The sequence below is a fragment of the Trueperella sp. LYQ141 genome (genome assembly GCF_046599555.1).
GTDB lineage: Bacteria > Actinomycetota > Actinomycetes > Actinomycetales > Actinomycetaceae > Trueperella.
Map to the genome: position 1 here is coordinate 39,718 of NZ_JBKIWQ010000001.1, position 18,479 is coordinate 58,196.

Genomic DNA, 18,479 nt, shown 5'->3' on the forward strand with positions numbered 1-18,479 from the left:
GGCTGGCTATCGCATGCGAGGAGTGTGGTAGTCAGCCCTCCTATTTTTATAAGTGGGGCAGAGTGTGGTGAAGTGCACAAAGTGGGGCGAACATGTGTTCGAAAAAGCGGGGTGGAAGTGGGGCGAAAACGCGTAAAATCCTTCTACCATGCGGAAGGGTTCTGCTCCCTCCTCCACCGCCATCTCTTTCGGGACGTTGAATCAACGTCCCGATTTTTTATTTCCATTACATGCCACGTGCTTCCACAGTATGTTTCGTATCCGTCAAGCTCTCGCTTAGACTTTCGACAGGAAAGGGAATAGCTATGTCGATTGGTTTCCATCGGGATAAATATATTGAGATGCAGTCTGCTCATATTCAGGAGCGCCGCGACGCTATCGGCGGCAAGCTCTACCTGGAAATGGGAGGGAAGCTCTTTGATGACCACCATGCCTCTCGGGTTTTACCTGGGTTCACCCCGGATAACAAGATCGTCATGCTCGAACAGATCAAAGACGAAATCGAGATTGTTGTCTGCCTGAATGCCAAGGATATTCAACGCCAGAAGAAGCGCGCGGATCTGCAGATTTCCTATGAGGATGACGTTTTGCGCCTGGTTGATGTGTTCCGGGAGCGCGGTTTCCTGGTGGAAAACATCGTCGTGACGCAAATGGATGAATCCAACCAGCAAGCGCAGGCCTTTATTGAACGTCTACAGCGGCTGGGCTTGAAGGTGGCCAAGCATCGCGTTATTGCTGGATACCCTTCCGATACCCACCGGATCGTTTCGCCGGAAGGGTTCGGGGTTAATGACTATGTTGAAACCTCGCGGGATCTCATTATCGTCACAGCTCCTGGCCCAGGTTCGGGCAAGCTGGCGACCTGCCTTTCACAGATTTATCACGAGTATCAGCGGGGTAAGCAGGCAGGCTACGCCAAATTTGAGACGTTCCCGATTTGGAATATTCCGCTAGAACATCCCGTGAATCTGGCTTATGAAGCGGCAACGGCTGATTTGGACGATATTAACGTCATTGATCCGTTCCATTTGAGTACCTATGGCAAGCAAGTCACCTCGTATAACCGTGACGTTGAGGTGTTTCCGCTGTTGAAGTCGCTGCTAGAGACGATGGCCGGATCGTGTCCGTATGCCTCTCCAACGGATATGGGTGTGAATATGGCGGGTATGTGCATCAGTGATGACGAGGTAGTTCGGCAGGCTTCTCGCCAGGAGATTGTGCGGCGCTACTTCAAGGCATTAGTGGATGAGCAGGCCAACGATCTGGATTCGACGATTTCTGATCGGGTGGCCATCATCATGTCGAAAGCTGGTACGACGGTAGCGGATCGTCGCGTGGTTGCTCCAGCTCGCGAGTTGGAGGAGCGTACCGGCGCTCCGGCCTGTGCGATGGAGCTGCCAGATGGCACGATTATCACGGGCAAAACCTCGGAACTTTTAGGGTGTTCGGCGGCTATGTTGTTGAATGCCTTGAAGCATCTGGCAGGGATTGATCCAGAGATTCCGTTGCTTTCCCCGCGTTCCATTGAGCCTATTCAGACCTTGAAAACCACTCATCTTGGGTCACGTAATCCACGGTTGCATACCGACGAAGTGTTGATTGCCTTGTCGGTATCGGCTGGTGAATCCGAGGATGCCCGTCGGGCTTTAGAACAGTTGCAGAGTCTGGCCGGATGTGATGTGCATACCACAACGATTCTGGGCACGGTAGATGAAGGCATTTTCCGTAATCTTGGAATGCTCGTCACGTGCGAACCGAAGTATCAGCGCAAGACGTTGTACCGCAAGAAGTAATTGCGTTTACGCAATGAATAATGCCGCAAGGCGGATACAGGGAGTTGGCATGAGCCAAACTGACCACACTCATACAGATATGACAGCACCGACGCAGCCGCATGACGGTCGGGTATCGGGGTTAACCACAGAGCAGGTCGAACAGCGCCGAGCTGCGGGGCGGGCGAATGAGCTACCGCCGCGTACTGGAAAAACTGTTCGCCAGATCGTACAACAGAACGTTTTTACGCGAATTAATGCGATTTTAGCGGTTCTGCTGGTTATGGTTCTCAGTACTGGATCATGGATTAATGCGGCCTTTGGTTTGTTGATTGTGGTGAATTCAGCGATTGGCATTATTCAGGAGTTGCGGGCGAAGCACACCCTGGAATCGCTGTCGATTATCGGCGAGGAGCATCCGCGCGTATGGCGGGATGGCACGGTCGTAGAGGTGAAGCAAGAGGATCTTGTGTTAGATGACCTTGTGGAACTTGCGGCTGGCAATCAGATCGTGGTTGATGGCGAGGTGGCAACCTCAGATTATCTTTCCGTCGATGAATCGAATCTGACTGGTGAATCGGATCCAGTGGCGAAAAAAGCTGGCGATACGGTGATGTCTGGTTCTTTCGTGGTTTCCGGAACGGGCTCATACGTGGTGACGAAAGTGGGGGCGCAATCCTATGCGGCGAAGCTCGCTCAGGAGGCTTCGCGTTTCACCTTGGCGCGTTCCCAGTTGCAGGCGGGTATTGATTCGATATTGCGCTACGTGACGTGGGTGCTCATTCCGGTGGGAATCGTGACGGTTATTTCTCAAATGCGTTCGGGGGTTTCCCGTTGGCAGTCAATGATTCTCGACATTACCGGCGCGCTTGTGCCGATGGTTCCCGAGGGATTAGTGCTGATTACCTCAACGGCTTTCGCACTGGGTGTGATCCGTTTGGGTCGGCGTCAGTGTTTGGTTCAGGAGCTGCCCGCTATTGAGGGATTAGCGCGCGTGGACGTCGTATGTGCGGATAAGACGGGGACGCTGACGGAGAACACCTTGGAGTTTGCCGAGCTAGTGATCGCTGAGGATGCGCGAATGGATCGCGATGCGGCAACTGGGGCTTTAGCTCAATTGTTGGCAACGGATCCAGCCCCTAATGCGACGGCACAGACGGCAATGGAGCAGTTCCCGTTAACGCAGCAGCCGTGGCCAGTTGTGGCCCGTCAGCCGTTTACTTCAGCGAAGAAATGGTCTGGGGCTACTTTTGCCGAGGGCACAGTTACGATTGTGGGTTCTTCGGGGGCAGGCACTGCGCAGGCCGGTTCTGCCGGTAGTACCCCGTGTTCGTGGGTGATGGGTGCGCCTGACGTTTTGGCGCAGTCACATCCGCTGGGTCAGCAGGCGGAAGAGATCGGTGCTACGGGCAAGCGCGTGATCGTCTTTGGATGGTGCGAGACGCCGGTGGATCAAGAGAATGCCCCGGGGCAGGTTCATCCGGTTGGGCTATTGGTGTTCGAGCAGCGCATCCGCCCAGATGCTGCCGATACCTTGGAATATTTTGCCCGTCAAGATGTTGATGTAAAGGTCATTTCCGGGGATAACGCGACCTCGGTTGCCGCGGTAACGAATCGTTTAGGAATAGATGCGGGCCAGGCGGTGGATGCTCGGCATATCGAGGATTCTGAGTTTGACGAGGTAATTACCAGCAATCGTACATTTGGTCGAGTGCGCCCCGATCAGAAACAGGCGATGGTTAAGGCCCTGCAAAAGGCTGGTCATACGGTGGCAATGACGGGTGATGGCGTCAATGATGTTTTGGCTTTGAAGAATGCCGATATTGGGGTGGCGATGGGCTCAGGCTCAGCGGCAACCCGAGCGGTGGCCAAAATTGTGCTACTGGATAACCGCTTTGCGACTTTGCCGTATGTGGTGGGAGAAGGGCGCCGAGTGATCGGCAATATCGAACGAGTGGCTAATCTGTTTTTAACAAAGACGATCTACTCTGCGATTTTGGCTATTCTCATCACGGGCGCGTCGGTGCCGTTCCCCTTTGTGCCTATTCACGTCACGATTACCGGCTGGTTTACTATTGGAATTCCCGCATTTTTCTTAGCTTTGCCACCGAATAACAATCGGGCAAAATCGCATTTCGTCCGGCGTGTTTTGCATTTTGCGGTGCCGGCTGGAGTGATCGTCGGGGTGACGGCGGTGGTGGCTTATCTTGTGGTCTCTGGTGGGCATGTGCCCGACCATCACGTGCAAGAGTCCACGGCGGCTTTGGCGGCCCTCATTATTCCTTCTTCCTGGGTGTTGTGTTGCATTGCGCGTCCACTTTCCCCGTGGAAATTAGCATTGATTATTTTGCCACTTGTGGGTTATGGGGTGATTTTTACCTGGTCGGTGACGCAGCGGATGTTCTCCTTGGATTCGTCGAATGTACAGATGATGATAGTGGCGAGCGTGATCGGGGTAGTGGGAGCACTCGGTGTAGAAGGCGTATGGTGGTGGAATCGGATGCGCTCTGAGGATCCGACTCCGTTGTGGAAGCCAGAGCCGTTCTTTGATTCTGAGGTAACGCACAGCGAGGAGCGCAGCAGCGCAAAGTAACGCAATCGCACGTTCTGGAGCTAGCGGTGTTGTGGTGTGTGGATAAGGGAAGTGAATGAAGATTCAGTTGCGTTATTTTGCTGCGGTCGCGGCGGCAGCCGAACGAGAGGTAGAGACGATTGAGTTTCCGACGGCGGTTCGGGTCAGCGAACTAATGGCTGAGATTATGCGGCGGCATCCGAGTGAGCGAATGGCTCATGTGCTCGATATATCGTCTTTTTTGGTGGATGGCAGCTATGCCGAGCGGGAGGCTGAGCTCAGCGGCGAGGTAGTGAATGTTGATATTTTGCCGCCGTTTGCGGGTGGTGATCCGGATGCGGTGATCTTGCCTCAGGTAGCGAAACGTCATCGGATTGCGAGCCAAGGCGTGGGCGCTCGTGGGTGAGCGCGGCACAATTGCGCCGCTGGTTGCGCCCGGGGCAGAGCTGAGTGCTGAGCAGCAGGAACGTTTTGCTCGGCATATTAGTCGGGAAGAGATCGGCATGATCGGTCAGCGGCGTTTGCTTAACGCTCGGGTGCTGATGGTCGGTGCAGGCGGTCTGGGATCAACGGTTCTGCTCTACCTGGCGGCTGCAGGTGTGGGAACTATCGGGATTGTGGATAACGATCGCGTAGATCTGACGAATCTGCAACGGCAAATCATTCATTCAACGGCGGCAATTGGGGAACTGAAAGTTGATAGTGCGGCGCGGCGCTTACGAGAGCTCAATCCAGAAATACGCATTGAACGAATGGCACTGCGCCTAGATAGCGAGAATATCGACGAGGTACTGCACGGGTGGGATCTCATTATTGACGGCACGGATAATTTACCTACGAGGTATCTCATCAGTGACGCTGCCGCAAAAGCGGAGATCCCGCTGGTGTGGGGCACAGTCCTCGGGTGGCACGCGCAAGTGTCGGTGTTCTGGAGCGGGCCTCGGGCGGTGGCGGCCGGGTTCCCCGGCCCGCGCGGGATTTCGATGCGGGATATTTTCCCGCGCGAGGCACCGCCGCAGGCGGTGCCTCCCACCGCCCAGGTGGGCTTGCTGGGGGCGGTTCCTGGGCAAGCTGGGGTCGTCATGGCAAGCGAAGCGATCAAGCTCATCACTGGAGCTGGTGTACCGCTCGTGGGGAGGATCCTGCTTATTGACGCCCTTACGGCTCGCACGCATGAGATCCCAATTGTGCCGCGTGTGTCGCATACCGATACTCCGTCGGGTGAATAAAACCTGTCGGATTGATATGTGCGCCTGCCAGAGTGCGGCGAGGTCAATTGGGTGAGGAGTTAGGGATGGCCGACGGTCGAGTGCCATTTTGGCAAGCCAGATCAATGAAAAATGTCAGTTAGTTCAATGAGATCGTCAGTTGGGTCAAATGAAACTGCCAAATCGATTAATGGCAACACTGCCAGCCAGGCAACGAGGACGTTAACCAGCTCAGCGATATGTTAGCCGCTTGGGATGATCGGGGCACTGCTACGGTTGGCGCATTCAGGGGTTAGATTGATGGATGTGTCTCGTCAGGTCAGCGCACGAGGAGGATCGCGTAGGTCGCGAATACCTGAAGCGTGTCAGCTTCTTGGGAGCCTTGTGTGGGCGAGAGTAGTATCTCGGTTGGCAGATTCGCCAGCGAGATTGATGAATATATGCCTGGGGTTGAGAGCGCAAGTAAAGAGCACATAGGCAGCGAATATCTCGGCGAAATATGGAAAGAGTTAATCGTCAATCGGTGTGAATACGTCGGGTTAGCTTGGGAGCATGTGAGAGTACGTGGAATCAGCGCTGCTGGTCAGATCGCGGTTGCCTCAGCAGATCACGCAGACCAGTGACGCCTCAGCTAATCGCGCGGTCATATTTCTCGGATTGTGCAAAGCGCTGTATTCGGCTCGAGAGCGTGCGGTTAATAGGTAGGCAACCTACCAGCAGGATCCTACTAACAGACGCTACCAGTGGCACTAGCATAGGCAACCTACCAGCGCGACTAATCAGCATCTGCTCTACTTAACAGGCAAACACTGGCACGTCGGTCTACTAACAGGCGAACTACCCAAAATAGGCAGCTATCAACAGGCAGCTCGCAAGTAGGAAGATTAAACAACCTCAGATTGCCGAAAGGTGGCTAGATCAGCGATAGGTAAACCAGTACGATTGAGCTACGATGACCAATGCTTGGCTCACTTATTGGCAGGTAGGTCCGAAATATCTAACGAGCAGCCCGATTACCGAAGAGAGTTAGATCCGCATTCGCCCGATTACCGAAAAAGATCAGGCGCGCGTACTTGAGTACTGGCTGATACGTTCCTCCGCCGGATAATTCTGCGTCACTGGGTATGCTGTGAATTATTACATTCATGTTGTTGGATATGAGATGTGTTTACTGGGAAACCGCAAACTGGCAGATAGTTACACAAACTACCGCGTAGGGAAGTGACGATGGATCGGCATGAGTTCGTTGAACTGAGTAATAGACTGCGGATTCCAGGGCGGGGAATTGACCAGGCGCTATCGGAGTCGAGTGGTTTCACCGAAGGATGGCATTTGGTTACTAAAGAGCAGCATGGAGCTCCGGTTGTCGTGGTGGGGTATGCCGAGCGGGGATATCTCTACGATGAAAAGCGGTTCGCGGATTCTCGTGACGCCTACGAGTATCTGTGGAATAAAATATGCTCCGGTTACGGCATCTGTGACGAGCTACGTCGGAAAGTCCGGGCGCAATACGCTGCCGGTATTCCCGACGATCCAAGCCAAGATATTCAGCACTACGATATTCCGGTGATAATTGCTGGGCATGTAGAAACCTGGCACATTGAGTGGAATCCAGGATGGAATCCCAATGATCGAGACTTCACCCAGGCATGTATGGTGTTGCGCGATCCGGCAGGGCAGCACACGTATTCTTCACAGACGGAATCCTTAGCGAGGTGCTGCCAGATGTGGCGGCAAAAAGAATCGAATGTGTTTATCCATTTATGTGCTATTCGGGAGCAAGCTGAAAAGGACGGAATTAAACTTGCAGTGGCTGGAGCTTTTGTTCATGCCGTCGCCGATTATCCATCGTATCCAATCACTCAACCCTACGTTAGGGTCAGCCTGCCAGAAGGCAATACGCAGATCACGTTAGATCGGCGAACGTATCAGAGAACTAAAGGCTGGTATTCGGCAGCCAAAGTTCCCATTTTTGCGCCCATTGAACCAGATCGGGCCGTCTCGGTCGTGGCGCAATATCGCGCTGATAACGAGTATAGACAGGCGCGGCAGGCACGTTATGAAACGAGAGTTGTAGAGCGAAAGGCTCTAGAGCGTCGGCGATATCTTCGTGTAGAGCTGCCGCTGACGTTACTGACTATGGTGATAACTACGGTGGCATCGTTATGGATGTGGACGACCGGGCAGGCGATGTCCGGAGTGCCCAAACAGCTCATGCTCTACCTCGGTTTTGCCATGTGGGGTTTAATCTATCTGCCGCATGTGCTGCTAAGGGCGCGCTGGCGGCGTCTCGATCAGGAATAGGCTCACTCACCCACTGGAAATAAACGACGAGGCACGCCCGGGAAAGCAAGCCTTTGGAGGTGCGCCCAGTGGAACTACACTCGTCAAAAATACGCCACCTCAAAGTGCCCAGCAAAAGTGTGTGCCCGCCAAAAGTCGGTTTCCTCCTCTCCTCGGAAATCACGTTTATTCACGGCGCGCCACTAGGTTAATCAATAGTGCAAAACACCAGGAGTGTGCCCGCAGCCGTTAAGAAGCGAGCTATCAAGGAATAAGTGGCTACCAAATACGCCGTCAAAAAGTTGAGCCGCTAAGCCCTAACCCCTAAGCCGCCACCAACTAAGCAGCCGCGACTCGAGCCACTACATACCGACTTGCCAAACGTGAAGCCACTAAAAACAGCCGCGACCATGAAACATAACTGCAACCATGAAACAAACTGCGACCATGAAATAAACCGCAGCCAATGAACATCGCCGCGATCATTGGCTGCAGGCGTACTAAAACAACCGATACGAGCTAGCCCGTCATCGCGGATAGAACTGCCGGTAAACCTGCCCTGCATGCTTCACGTATAAGGATCTCGGCACACAGAGCTTTTTATATAGATCGACGGAGATTTGGGTACAGATCGGTACAGATCATTGATCGCTTTCCTCGCGCTAGTCTGCCCAGCTTGCGTTACGGGTCAATTCCATTGCACGCTGCGCATCCAAAGCCGCTAGATGTGGCAGTGGATTAATCCCGCACAGCTCAACATAATCGGTGAGCATACGACGCACAGTATCGTGTAATTCGTCAGGATCCCACGGCTTCGCAATATAGTGATCGAGATCGGCATCGTTGACCGCCCGGATGGTATCAGCGAGATCGGCTTGACCAGTTACCAAAACCTTACGAGTTGCGGCAGTGCGTTCATCATCCATCATCTGCACCAGGAAATCCACTCCCGAGGTACCCGGCATACGATGATCGCACAGAGCAAGCGCAAGGAGATCACCGTCGGCGTCTACTTCGTCAATGACATCCCAGGCGTCAGCCACGTCTTGTGCGGGCTCAATCCGAACAGTGGTGGAGAACTCGATAAGATCGCGTTCAACTGCGGCGCGCACCTCTGGCTCGTCTTCGACAATTAGGATCGTGAGTTTCATAATTCCTCCGTAATTTTAGGGATGTGGCCGGATTCGGTTGGGTCAGGAGAAAAGCGGTGGATAGCAGTGGTGGATTCCTCTGTGCCAGCGCAGGATCCAGGACCGTCAATGGGCAGAATGACGGTGAACGTCGTCCCAGCGGGGCTGGAATCAACAGTGATTTTTCCTTCGTGCCGATTAACGATATTTTGCACTAAACTCAGCCCAATTCCCATGCCAAATCGAACTTGCCCATTCTTCGTGGTGAATCGGGGTTCAAAAATATGGGCCTGAGTGGTGGGAGGAATACCAGGGCCATTATCGGCAACCTTGACGCTGATATGGGTATCACTGAAGCGACCTGTGGTGATGGTGATATGGGCGTCGCTCTGCTCTGCCATAGCTTCTGCGGCATTCGTCAGCAGGTTCGTCCACACTTGGGATAGCTGCCCAGGATGGCAGGTGATGCGGGGCAAGGTGTGGTAATCCCGATCAACGGTGATATGGGTCAGGCGGTGGGATAGCAGCCGCAAGGTGTCATCGATGCCGACGTGGACGTCAATATCCACAATCGGATCTCCGTCTGGGCGCGCATAGGACCGCAAAGAGGAGACGAGTTCAGTGATCCGGTCAGTTGCGGTGGTTAAATTGCGCAGCCCACTGCCAATAGAAGCCGCCAGCTCCACCGTTTCCAAGGACATGTGCCGAGAGCGGGTGATTTCACGGGCGAATTCTGGATCGTGAATTCCGGCTAGGACGAGACGCTGGGCAACCGCGCGATCCTTGACGACGTTTTCCAGTTCATGACGAACACTGCGCGCTTCGCGGGTTGTCAACGAGGGCGCGTCATGAGCGGCTTCCAGGGCTGCCAGGGTGCGTCGGGCCCATTTCTTATCCCCGCAGGTGGCGATGAGGGATTCGACGGCATGGAGTAGGTGATCGGCGGTGCGGTCAATGGCGGCCATCGGATTATTAAGTTCGTGTGCCACACCGGCGGCCAACTCTCCTAGGGAGGCGAAGCGCGCTTGGCTCATCAACTCAGCTCGCGCGGCTTCGAGGTTGCGCAGGGCGAGAGCGAGATTGTGGCGTTCCTGTTCAAGCTGGGTGGTGAGTTCGTATTGTTCTATTTGGATGTCTTCCGCGCGGCGTAACCGTCGGTCAAAGGAGCGCACGAACAGGGCAGCCACAAGGGAGGGCACATCATGGTCGTGATTCCAGATGTAGTTGAGCTGTTCAAAGGTGAGCTGGACGGCGACGACATGGGTGGTGGTGCGGGAGGTGAAGAATGCGGGACGCCCGGAGGTCATGGCTAACATGCCAATAAGCCGACCTGTTGAGGCGTGATGCATGGTGATGTCTCCGGCATCGGAGGCGCGTTCCAGTGAAACTTGGCCAGATAGGGCGAGAACGACTTCCTCAACTCGCAGCCCTTCGCGCGTCAGGCAGACGTCAGGCGGGAAATTGATTCGCGGTTGGAAGCCGAGGAGGTGATCAGCAGAATCGACGATTCGATGGATAATTTCCAGATCGGATAGGTCAAGGTTGAGGGCGAAGCGTTCTTCTGCGGACAACGGTTCGCTATCGAGCTGCTCAGTATATGAGGAACTGACGGGCGTGGCGGGAGCGAAAGGCGCCGGCTGTGGCGGCATGGGTGGGGGCGGGCTTGAAGAAAGCGGCTGCGTTTGAGAGGCGGGAAAAGTGAGGGAAGACGTGCTGTTGGGGCTACGTTCTGACGCGGGCGCGGGTGGCGCGGTTTGGGAAGTGGTGGTGGCATGGCGGCGTCTAGCCCAGCGCAATAGTGGATTTCCTGCGTGTGCGGCGGCAGCGGCGTGGCGTTGCCGTGCGGCGTGCCGTGTGTTTTTCCGATAGCGGCGCATTTGGGAGCGAATGTCGCGGGTGAAGGCCTTTTGTGGGAAATCGGGAAGGTAGCCTAAGAGATTCAAGCGTCCCATATCTGCGAGCGCATTCAGCCCGTTGACTTCTTTTGCGCTGGTGAGGATCACGATACGGACGTTATCGTGGGCGGGGTTGCGCAAGAATGTGTGGATGGGGTGTTCTGGGGGAATGCCTGCGTTATCCACAGTGAGGGTGACGACGGCCAGTTCAATGAGTTTTGATTCCATTGCGAGGAGTTCAGCGAAGCTCGTCGCATGGTGGATATGACATTCGCCGTCTAGCTTAGGGGTGAGCCATAGCGGAATGGCCGCCGTCAGAGGATCAGCACCGACGACGACAAGATCCAGGGGGCGCTTGTCGATCGCTGCGAGATCAGAGGTGGATTCGCTCATGGATCAGGCACCTGTTTATCAACTGACTAAGCCCATAGCCGACCATAGGTAGGGCACGGCAAAGACGAGCAAAGCGGTGGCTGCTGTTCCGACTACCATGCCTACGATAGCCATTTGGCCGATCTTGATTTCTCCGGTTGAGTAGGCGATTGCGTTCGGTGGGGTGGAAATCGGCATTGACATGCCCAGTGAGCAGGAGATGGCGACTACGGTGGCGATCGTGATGGCATTGACGTCATCGAGGGAAACGGCCAGGGAAACGGCCAGCGGGACGAGGAGGTTAGCGGAGGCGGAGTGGGAAATGACGTTCGCCATGCCGAAACCGATAAGTGCCAATATCGCGAGGATCCACAGCGCGCCGAGTGATTTCCAGGGCACGGAGCCAACTAGCCAATCGTCGAGTCCGGTTGCGCCGACTCCGTTTCCTAATGCGATACCGCCGGAGACGAGCCAGAGGACGGGCCAGTCCAGGACTTTAATATCGGCGCCGTGCATGACTTTTAAGCATAGTAGGGCAACGACGGGGAAGAATCCGACGATATTTGAGGAGATTCCGTGTAGCGGTTCGGTCATCCATAACACGATGGTGAGGGCGGCGACGGCATAGAAGATTTTTGCGTCGGTGGAGCGATCCCATTGGGAGTCCATTTCGACGTGGATTCGTGCGTCGGCGGGTAGGAACATGAAGCAGATGAAGAGCCAGGCGAATACGAGGACGATCAACATGAAGGGGATCGCCATAATCATCCAGTCCACGAAGGAAACAGTGATGCCTTTTTCTGCGAGTGCGCCGACGGCGATGGCATTCGGTGGAGTGCCCACTGGGGTGCCGATTCCGCCGACGTTTGCGGCCAATGGGATGGATAGGGCAACGCCGGCGCGCGCTTTGCCGGCGGGCAGGGAGCGCAAGATTGGGGCGACGACGGCAAACATGGTGGCAGTGGTCGCGGTGTTGGACATGAACATGGATAGCACGGCGGTGATGAGCATGAGTCCGGCAGTGGTTGCGCGGGCTTTATCGGAGAAGGGGCGCAGCATCACGGATGCGAGGTTTTTATCTAGACCGTATTTTTCGGCGCCGTGCGCGATGATGAATCCGCCGAGGAACAAGATGATAACGGGGTTTGCTAGGGCGGCGAAGTAGGCTGCGGGGCTAAGGATTTTTTCGGCTAGTTCGCTGTTGCCGCCGGTTGGGTCAACGATGGCGTCGGTGGAGATGAGCAGGACTTCTAGGAGGATGACGAGGACGGCAGTGGCCGTCAGGGGGATGGGTTCGGTAATCCACAGCACGATGGCAAGCAGGAAGATGGATAGCATCCGTTCGCCAGGTTCGGCGAGGTTGGGGATGTCGATGATGAAGGGCAGAAGGAATACGATGGCGCCGATAAGGAGGCCGATTTTTTGTTTCAGGTCGAGTCGGGTTCGGCGGTGTGCTGCGGGTGGTTGTGCGCTGGCCGATCCTCGGCCGGTTGAGCGGCGAGCAGGGCGTGGGTGGCGTGGTGGTGTGTGCGCAGGGGTCGGCATGGTGGCGGCCTCATATAGTCGATATGGTCACGGACACATCTATCTTATGTTGTAGGCAACATAATCGGGGGCGCTTTTGTCGCTAATCGATACGAGATGGCTGCGACGGCGGAGCAGGCCGTGGGTTATTGCTGTGTTTTTCGGGGTATGTGGATCGGGGTGGCGATGTGTGGGAGTTGGAATGGGAGTAGGTGGTGCGGGGATTTTTTACGGCAGAACATGTCGCCATTTTCGGGTATTGAAAATCCCAGCAAATTCCCAGGATCAGTTAATGGATATCCAAGACTGGTTCGCCATACTGGATTCATCGCGAGGAGTTATCCAGAGAAAAATCCTCTCGTGTGTGTGATGGAAATAGCCGTGACTAGCGGATGAGAAGGAAATTTGTGCAGTCCTTCGACAGCATCAGTTAGTCTGCCCGGAGGCGGGCGACCTATTGCGTGGAAGGTCGCCCGCCTTTTCCATGCGCCGGCTTGTGTGTGGATCTCGGCGTGGTGCGGGTACGCCCGATATGTGTGCGTGGTGGAGCGAGGGGTAGCTGCGATCTTGCTGGTGGTGTGGTAGGGGATAGTGCAGTGTAACGAGGGTAAATGTGTGGCGTGGCGGCTGAGTGTTCTACTCGCCGCCACGCCACGCTGTTTTATGAGATTTTCCAAATGCGTTGTTGTCTTACGCGGCATCTGGTGATGAGTGATTGGTGAGAGGGCTACTTCCGGGAGCTCTTTCCCGTCATGCCAAGATATACACCGATCACTACCATTGCGGCGATCGTCGAGATAATCCAACGCCACCAGTCGATACCTGGAGTGTTTGCCGAGTAGTGGAACAATCCAAGGATAAGATTGGCAATCGCGACGCCACAGACGCCGAGGACGACGGTGGCGATCACCGAGACGTTCTTAGCATCTTTGCGGAGGAAGCGGGCGAGAAAGCCGATGATCCCACCAAAGATGATGGTTCCAATGATGTTGCCCATTGTTAAATATCCTTTTCTGATAGGGGTTATCTGCAAAAGATTGCAGACGGCTACTTACTATACATTTCTAGGGAAAACTCGCATCTCAATAGAGCAAGTGTGCAAGGGTTTGCTGAAATTTTATTCGCGAAAATACCGACATGATGGCATAAAACGGCTAGAGAAAGCGTGCGGTTAGTCTACTTTGTCGGATTATTGGGGTGTACGCTCTGAGCTAAGTGGAATAATTCGCACCTGCATCGCCTTCACTTCTACGAACAAGTTACTGCCAGGATGCAAAGATAAATCCGCAGCAGCGCGCGTCGTAATAACCGAACGCACCACGTGATCGGTACCGATGTCAATACTGACTTCCACCCCGCTCGGTCCAGTATGAACATCTCGCACCTGACCGGCCCAAACGTTTCGAGGCGATCCAGCAGAGGGTTCTCGCCTAATAGTAACTGCCGTCGGATCAAATACGGCTGCGGCCCGAGGAGAGTCCACAACCCCCTCCGTCATGCCATCAACACGCACCTGAGAGTTATCAGTATGCAACACCTGCCCGTCATAACGACCAACTTGCATATTGACTCCAGCAAAACGCGCTACAAAAGCAGTCGGCGGATGGGTGAGAATATGCTCCATTGAGCCCAGATCGACACATGCGCCATCTTCAAGAACGGCCACCTGATCGGCCAGCATCACCACATCAATCAGATCATGAGTCACAATCACCGTCGTTAAACCAGCAGTGCGCTCAGCGATAAGGGAGCGCAACGTAGCCGATGACGCAGAATCCAGGGCGGCGAAAGGCTCATCTAACAGAAGTAGCTGCGGATCAACTGCCAACAATCGAGCAAGAGCCACCCGCTGGGCCTGCCCGCCAGATAGCTGCCACGGGGCCTTATGCGCATAGGCAGATAACCCTACGGCGGCAAGCTCATGCTGGGCGCGCTCGCGAGCCGCTGAGGTGCTCATCCCGTGGCAGCGCGGGCCAAAAGCAATGTTTTCAAGGACGGACATGTGCGGGAAAAGCTGCGGAGATTGGTCAAGAAAACCGATCATTTTTGGGGCGTCCACCTGCGAATGCGGGTCAGTAATATCCCCAGCTAATAAACGGATACCAGTGGATTTGCCCGAACCATTCGGGCCGATGAGGGCAAGAGTTTGCCCCGGATTAACGCGCAACCTGTAGTCAACTCCGCGCTCGGGGACGCACGCATGCAAGGTGCAGCCGGCGCCGGAGTGCGAGGAGGCGACCAGCGCTTGTGAGATATGCGGATCGGATACGTTTGAGCGTGGCGAATCAGTGGCTGGCTGGCTAAGACCCGACGAGGTAGCCGCTGCTTGCGTGCGCGAAACTGCGTGAAGATCCTGCAAGCGATGAGAAGCCAAACGCGGGTTGAGAGCTGTGTTCGCCGCTGTATGCGGTACTGCATCTGATCTACGAGACGCAGTTTGCCGCGCCTCGTCTGCGGTCATTTCCCCCAGCTCATGCGAGACGGTTTCCAGTGCCTGGGATCTGGCTTGCGGGAATCCTGGTGTGGTTTGGGCTGACGAAAAATCGCCGGCTGCATCTGGCACGAATCCCTTGGGCGCGCGAAAACGTCGCATATTGCGCGCCTCAATAACCGTGGTGGCGGCAGTGAGGATTAATGCGATAACAATGAGCACGACGCTGAGGGCCAGGGCGCTAGGCGTATCCTGTTCCCGCTGAAGATACACCTCCAGCGGCAGTGTACGAGTAGTGCCCTGCATAGAACCGGCAAAGGTAATCGTCGCCCCGAACTCCCCTAACGAGCGAGCAAAACTTAAGGCCGCACCGGAAATAATGGAAGGTCCGAGCAGCGGAACAGTGATGCGTGAAAATTGGATCCAGCGTGAGGCGCCCAAACCACGGGCGGCATGTTCTAACTGAGAACCGGCTGTTTTAGCGGCAGTTTCTACCGTCATGACCAAATATGGCAAGGAGACAAAGACTTGGGCGATAATGACGGCAAGTGTCGTGAATGGGATATTAATGCCGAAGGCCGCTAAGGAGGGTCCAAATACCCCGCGGCGCCCAAAAGTGGTCAAGAGTGCCAGACCAGAAACCACAGGCGGCATGACGAGTGGAACAAGGATGAAAGCGCGCAGTGGAGTGAGCCAGATGGGACGATGACCCTCACTTGCTCGCGCCAGGATTAATGCCAGCGGAGTTCCGAAGAGAATGCACCATATTGTTGAAACGGCACAGGTGCGCAGCGATAGCACTAGGGCTTCTCGCGAGGCCTCGGAACTCAAAATAGCAGGTAGTTCTGCCCACGGTACCCGAAACGCCATACCGGCAAGCGGGAGCAGTAGCACTCCGAAGGCAATTAATGCCGGAAGCCAAAACCAGTGAGGGATACCGCGTAGCTGTTTCATTGTGGAAATCCTCAAACTCGCCAGATCCATCAGGCGATGGGTCATAGATGGGTGACGGGCGGATAGTAGGTAAGTGGGTGGGGAGGTGGTGTGAGGTTAATATGCTCATTGCCGTAATGGTTGAGGTGGGTGAGTTGCTGGGATGACGACTCACCCACCTGGTCGCTATTTGCCGTTACCAGTGCCAAACCCGTAGGTGGCGAGAATCTTTTGCCCCTCCGGTGAGGAGACGGATTCGAGGAAGGCGGCAGCCCAATCGCTATGTGTTGATCCGCTTAGTGCTGCGATCTGGTAGGAGGTTCCAACGTCCTCCATGCCGGGGATGTCCACAATATCGACCTTGCCTTTTGCGAGGAGGGCGTCGGTGTAGTAAACCAGTCCAGCGTCAGCCTCACCGGATTCCACTTTGGTGCGCACATCCGTCACGGATTGTTCTTCGGAAACCGGCTGGAAGGTGATGCCTTTTGCTTTGGCTAGCTCCCCAGTGACGCGACCACATGGAACTTGTGGGGCGCAGACGACGAATTTTGTGCCGTTGACGGATTCCAAGTTAGTGATCTTGGCAGGGTTGCCAGTGGGAACGATCAGGCGCAAGGTATTTTTGGTGAACGTAACGGGCGTTGGAGCGAACTCTTTGACTTTCGACATATTCTTCTCGTCAGCCGAGGCAAAGACGTCTACATCTGCGCCAGCGAGTATCTTTTCAGCAAGGGAGGAAGAACCCTCGAAAGAAAAGTTCACTTTCACATGGGGATATTTTTTCGCAAAGACGTCTTGGGCGATCTGCGGGAAAGCGGTATTGAGTGAGGCCGCCGCGAAAACCGTCAGTTCTCCAGAATCTGTTGATTCGCTTGCTGTGGATGTGGATGTGGATGTGGATTCGGTGCTGGTCGCGGGGGCGTCGGTCTTTTCAGTATTTTCGGTCTTGCCGCTCTGAGAGCATCCGGCCAGTGGAAGGGTTAACAAAAGCGCGCATGAGAGCGCAATCTTCCGAATATTCATCTGTATCTCCTGTGCATCGTAGGTCCCTAGGCGCCACCGGAGTGATGCGATTCCGGTGATAGGACGTGTGACGGTAGCTTTGTTCGCCCTACCGTAGCGATACCGCGATGCTAGCAGGATGGTGGGCGGGATGTCGTGGCAATATCGCAGCGGAAGAGGTTAGCACGGCAAAGCTGCGGCGACCTCGCGCAATGGGTGCGAAAAACGTCGGAAAAAACGCCAAATCCTTAACGATAAAAGTGATTAACCAGGGCGCTAAATGTTGCCAATACGGCTGAGTTACCAGCGTGAAGCTACCGGCATATTTACCCTGCCCAAACGCCACCCTAGAATGGGAGTATGACGATTACAGCCGCAGTAATAACAATTTCTGACCGATGCTCAACCGGCGAACGCACAGATATTTCTGGGCCGACGGCTGTGCAGCGTCTAACTGAAGCGGGCATTGAGGTCCGGCAGACCATGATTGTGCATGATGATGTGCGCGCTATCGCGGAGGCCGTCCAAACGGTGGCTCTCGATACTGTTGATTTTGTGCTCACCACTGGCGGGACGGGGATTACCCCGCAGGATTACACTGCGCGGGCGATGGATCCGCTGCTGCGTTTTGATATTCCGGGGATTGCCGAGGCGATTCGGATGTACGGGATGAACAAAGGCGTGCCGGGGGCTTTGCTTTCGCGCGGGCGCGCTGGCGTGATGGTGTTAGGACCGCGCCGTATTTTGGTGGTCAATGCGCCTGGATCGGTCGGCGGGGTCAGCGATACTTTGGACGTGCTGCTGCCTATTTTGGAGCACACGATTGACCAGGTGCGTGGAAGCGATCACTGAGCGATTTCCCGTTTAAGCAGGGCAGATGCTGATCCGTCGGGGCTGGATTCTGCGTCTATAAATAATTCGGGTCAGGAATCTGAGGCTTATCTTCCTGCGTGGGAGGTAAGGGCGGCTGGTCGTTTGATCGGCTGCTGCGTCGGTGCAGATGGTAGGCAATGAGTGTAGGTAGCCGGCGGCAGGCGTTAAGCTGCCTGCGCGGGGAGATAGCGGTCTATAGCAGGCAGTAGATGGTGTTCTCCTCTGACGCTACCACTGGTATTAGCACCATGTGGTGCCCTTGATTTTGGCTACTCGGTTGTTGAGTTGGTGCTTCGCTGGAATGGCGGGTAGCGTAAAGCCGCAACGAGATGGCGTGAGGGGGCATAGCGCGCCAATTCTTATAGATGGTAGTCCCGCACGTCAGCCTGAGCACTGCCCGAAAGTAACGAGAAAAGGTGGGGTATGCATTGCTGCTGGTGGCAAAGCTGCGGCGCAGATGAACGATTACTAGCGGAGGACCGCT

The 18,479-nt window shown here is 55.1% G+C and carries 14 protein-coding genes; 7 read left to right on the forward strand and 7 right to left on the reverse strand.

Annotated elements, in window-relative coordinates; translation table 11 throughout:
- Positions 1-299 precede the first annotated feature (299 nt).
- The 5 genes from ACLHIJ_RS00240 (at position 300) to ACLHIJ_RS00260 (ending at position 6,175) form a co-directional block, all read left to right on the forward strand.
- A complete protein-coding gene (locus ACLHIJ_RS00240) occupies positions 300-1,793 on the forward strand; it encodes a DUF1846 domain-containing protein (RefSeq protein ID WP_411298380.1) in 1,494 nt (497 codons plus the stop codon).
- A gap of 49 nt (positions 1,794-1,842) precedes the next feature.
- Positions 1,843-4,365: an HAD-IC family P-type ATPase gene (locus ACLHIJ_RS00245; protein ID WP_411296597.1), complete on the forward strand. Its 2,523-nt coding sequence runs from the start codon at positions 1,843-1,845 to the stop codon at positions 4,363-4,365.
- A gap of 55 nt (positions 4,366-4,420) precedes the next feature.
- Positions 4,421-4,750, forward strand: coding sequence for a MoaD/ThiS family protein (locus ACLHIJ_RS00250; protein ID WP_411296598.1), 330 nt, complete (start codon positions 4,421-4,423; stop codon positions 4,748-4,750).
- A complete protein-coding gene (locus tag ACLHIJ_RS00255; RefSeq protein WP_411296599.1) occupies positions 4,743-5,573 on the forward strand; it encodes a HesA/MoeB/ThiF family protein in 831 nt (276 codons plus the stop codon). Before ACLHIJ_RS00250 ends, ACLHIJ_RS00255 begins: the two co-directional genes overlap by 8 nt.
- Positions 5,574-5,938: 365 nt before the next feature.
- Entirely contained in the window at positions 5,939-6,175 is a 237-nt protein-coding gene (locus ACLHIJ_RS00260; RefSeq protein ID WP_411296600.1) for a hypothetical protein, read from the forward strand.
- Between the two features lie 374 nt (positions 6,176-6,549).
- Here ACLHIJ_RS00260 and ACLHIJ_RS00265 read toward each other — a convergent pair whose 3' ends face one another.
- The gene (locus ACLHIJ_RS00265) at positions 6,550-6,699 is read right to left on the reverse strand and encodes a hypothetical protein (protein ID WP_411296601.1); all 150 of its coding nucleotides are present in this window, start codon (positions 6,697-6,699) and stop codon (positions 6,550-6,552) included.
- A gap of 80 nt (positions 6,700-6,779) precedes the next feature.
- Here ACLHIJ_RS00265 and ACLHIJ_RS00270 point away from each other — a divergent pair, with 80 nt between their 5' ends.
- A complete protein-coding gene (locus ACLHIJ_RS00270; RefSeq protein ID WP_411296602.1) occupies positions 6,780-7,856 on the forward strand; it encodes a hypothetical protein in 1,077 nt (358 codons plus the stop codon).
- A gap of 641 nt (positions 7,857-8,497) precedes the next feature.
- Here ACLHIJ_RS00270 and ACLHIJ_RS00275 read toward each other — a convergent pair.
- From ACLHIJ_RS00275 to modA, 6 genes are all read right to left on the reverse strand, one after another.
- On the reverse strand, positions 8,498-8,986 hold the full coding sequence (locus tag ACLHIJ_RS00275) for a response regulator (protein ID WP_411296603.1): 489 nt from the start codon (positions 8,984-8,986) through the stop codon (positions 8,498-8,500).
- Positions 8,983-11,253, reverse strand: a complete 2,271-nt coding sequence (locus ACLHIJ_RS00280; RefSeq protein WP_411298181.1) for a sensor histidine kinase — start codon at positions 11,251-11,253, stop codon at positions 8,983-8,985. Before ACLHIJ_RS00280 ends, ACLHIJ_RS00275 begins: the two co-directional genes overlap by 4 nt.
- Positions 11,254-11,271: 18 nt before the next feature.
- Positions 11,272-12,777 (reverse strand): SLC13 family permease, encoded by a 1,506-nt coding sequence (locus tag ACLHIJ_RS00285; RefSeq protein WP_411296605.1) that lies wholly within the window; start codon positions 12,775-12,777, stop codon positions 11,272-11,274.
- 706 nt (positions 12,778-13,483) lie between these two features.
- A complete protein-coding gene (locus ACLHIJ_RS00290; RefSeq protein WP_411296606.1) occupies positions 13,484-13,753 on the reverse strand; it encodes a GlsB/YeaQ/YmgE family stress response membrane protein in 270 nt (89 codons plus the stop codon).
- 192 nt (positions 13,754-13,945) lie between these two features.
- A complete protein-coding gene (locus tag ACLHIJ_RS00295; protein ID WP_411298182.1) occupies positions 13,946-16,141 on the reverse strand; it encodes an ABC transporter permease in 2,196 nt (731 codons plus the stop codon).
- Positions 16,142-16,306: 165 nt separating this feature from the next.
- Positions 16,307-17,143, reverse strand: coding sequence for a molybdate ABC transporter substrate-binding protein (gene modA, locus ACLHIJ_RS00300; protein WP_411298183.1), 837 nt, complete (start codon positions 17,141-17,143; stop codon positions 16,307-16,309).
- 339 nt (positions 17,144-17,482) lie between these two features.
- On the opposite strand from modA, the gene ACLHIJ_RS00305 reads away from it, so the two are divergent.
- Positions 17,483-17,974 (forward strand): molybdenum cofactor biosynthesis protein B, encoded by a 492-nt coding sequence (locus ACLHIJ_RS00305; RefSeq protein WP_411298184.1) that lies wholly within the window; start codon positions 17,483-17,485, stop codon positions 17,972-17,974.
- Positions 17,975-18,479 lie beyond the last annotated feature (505 nt).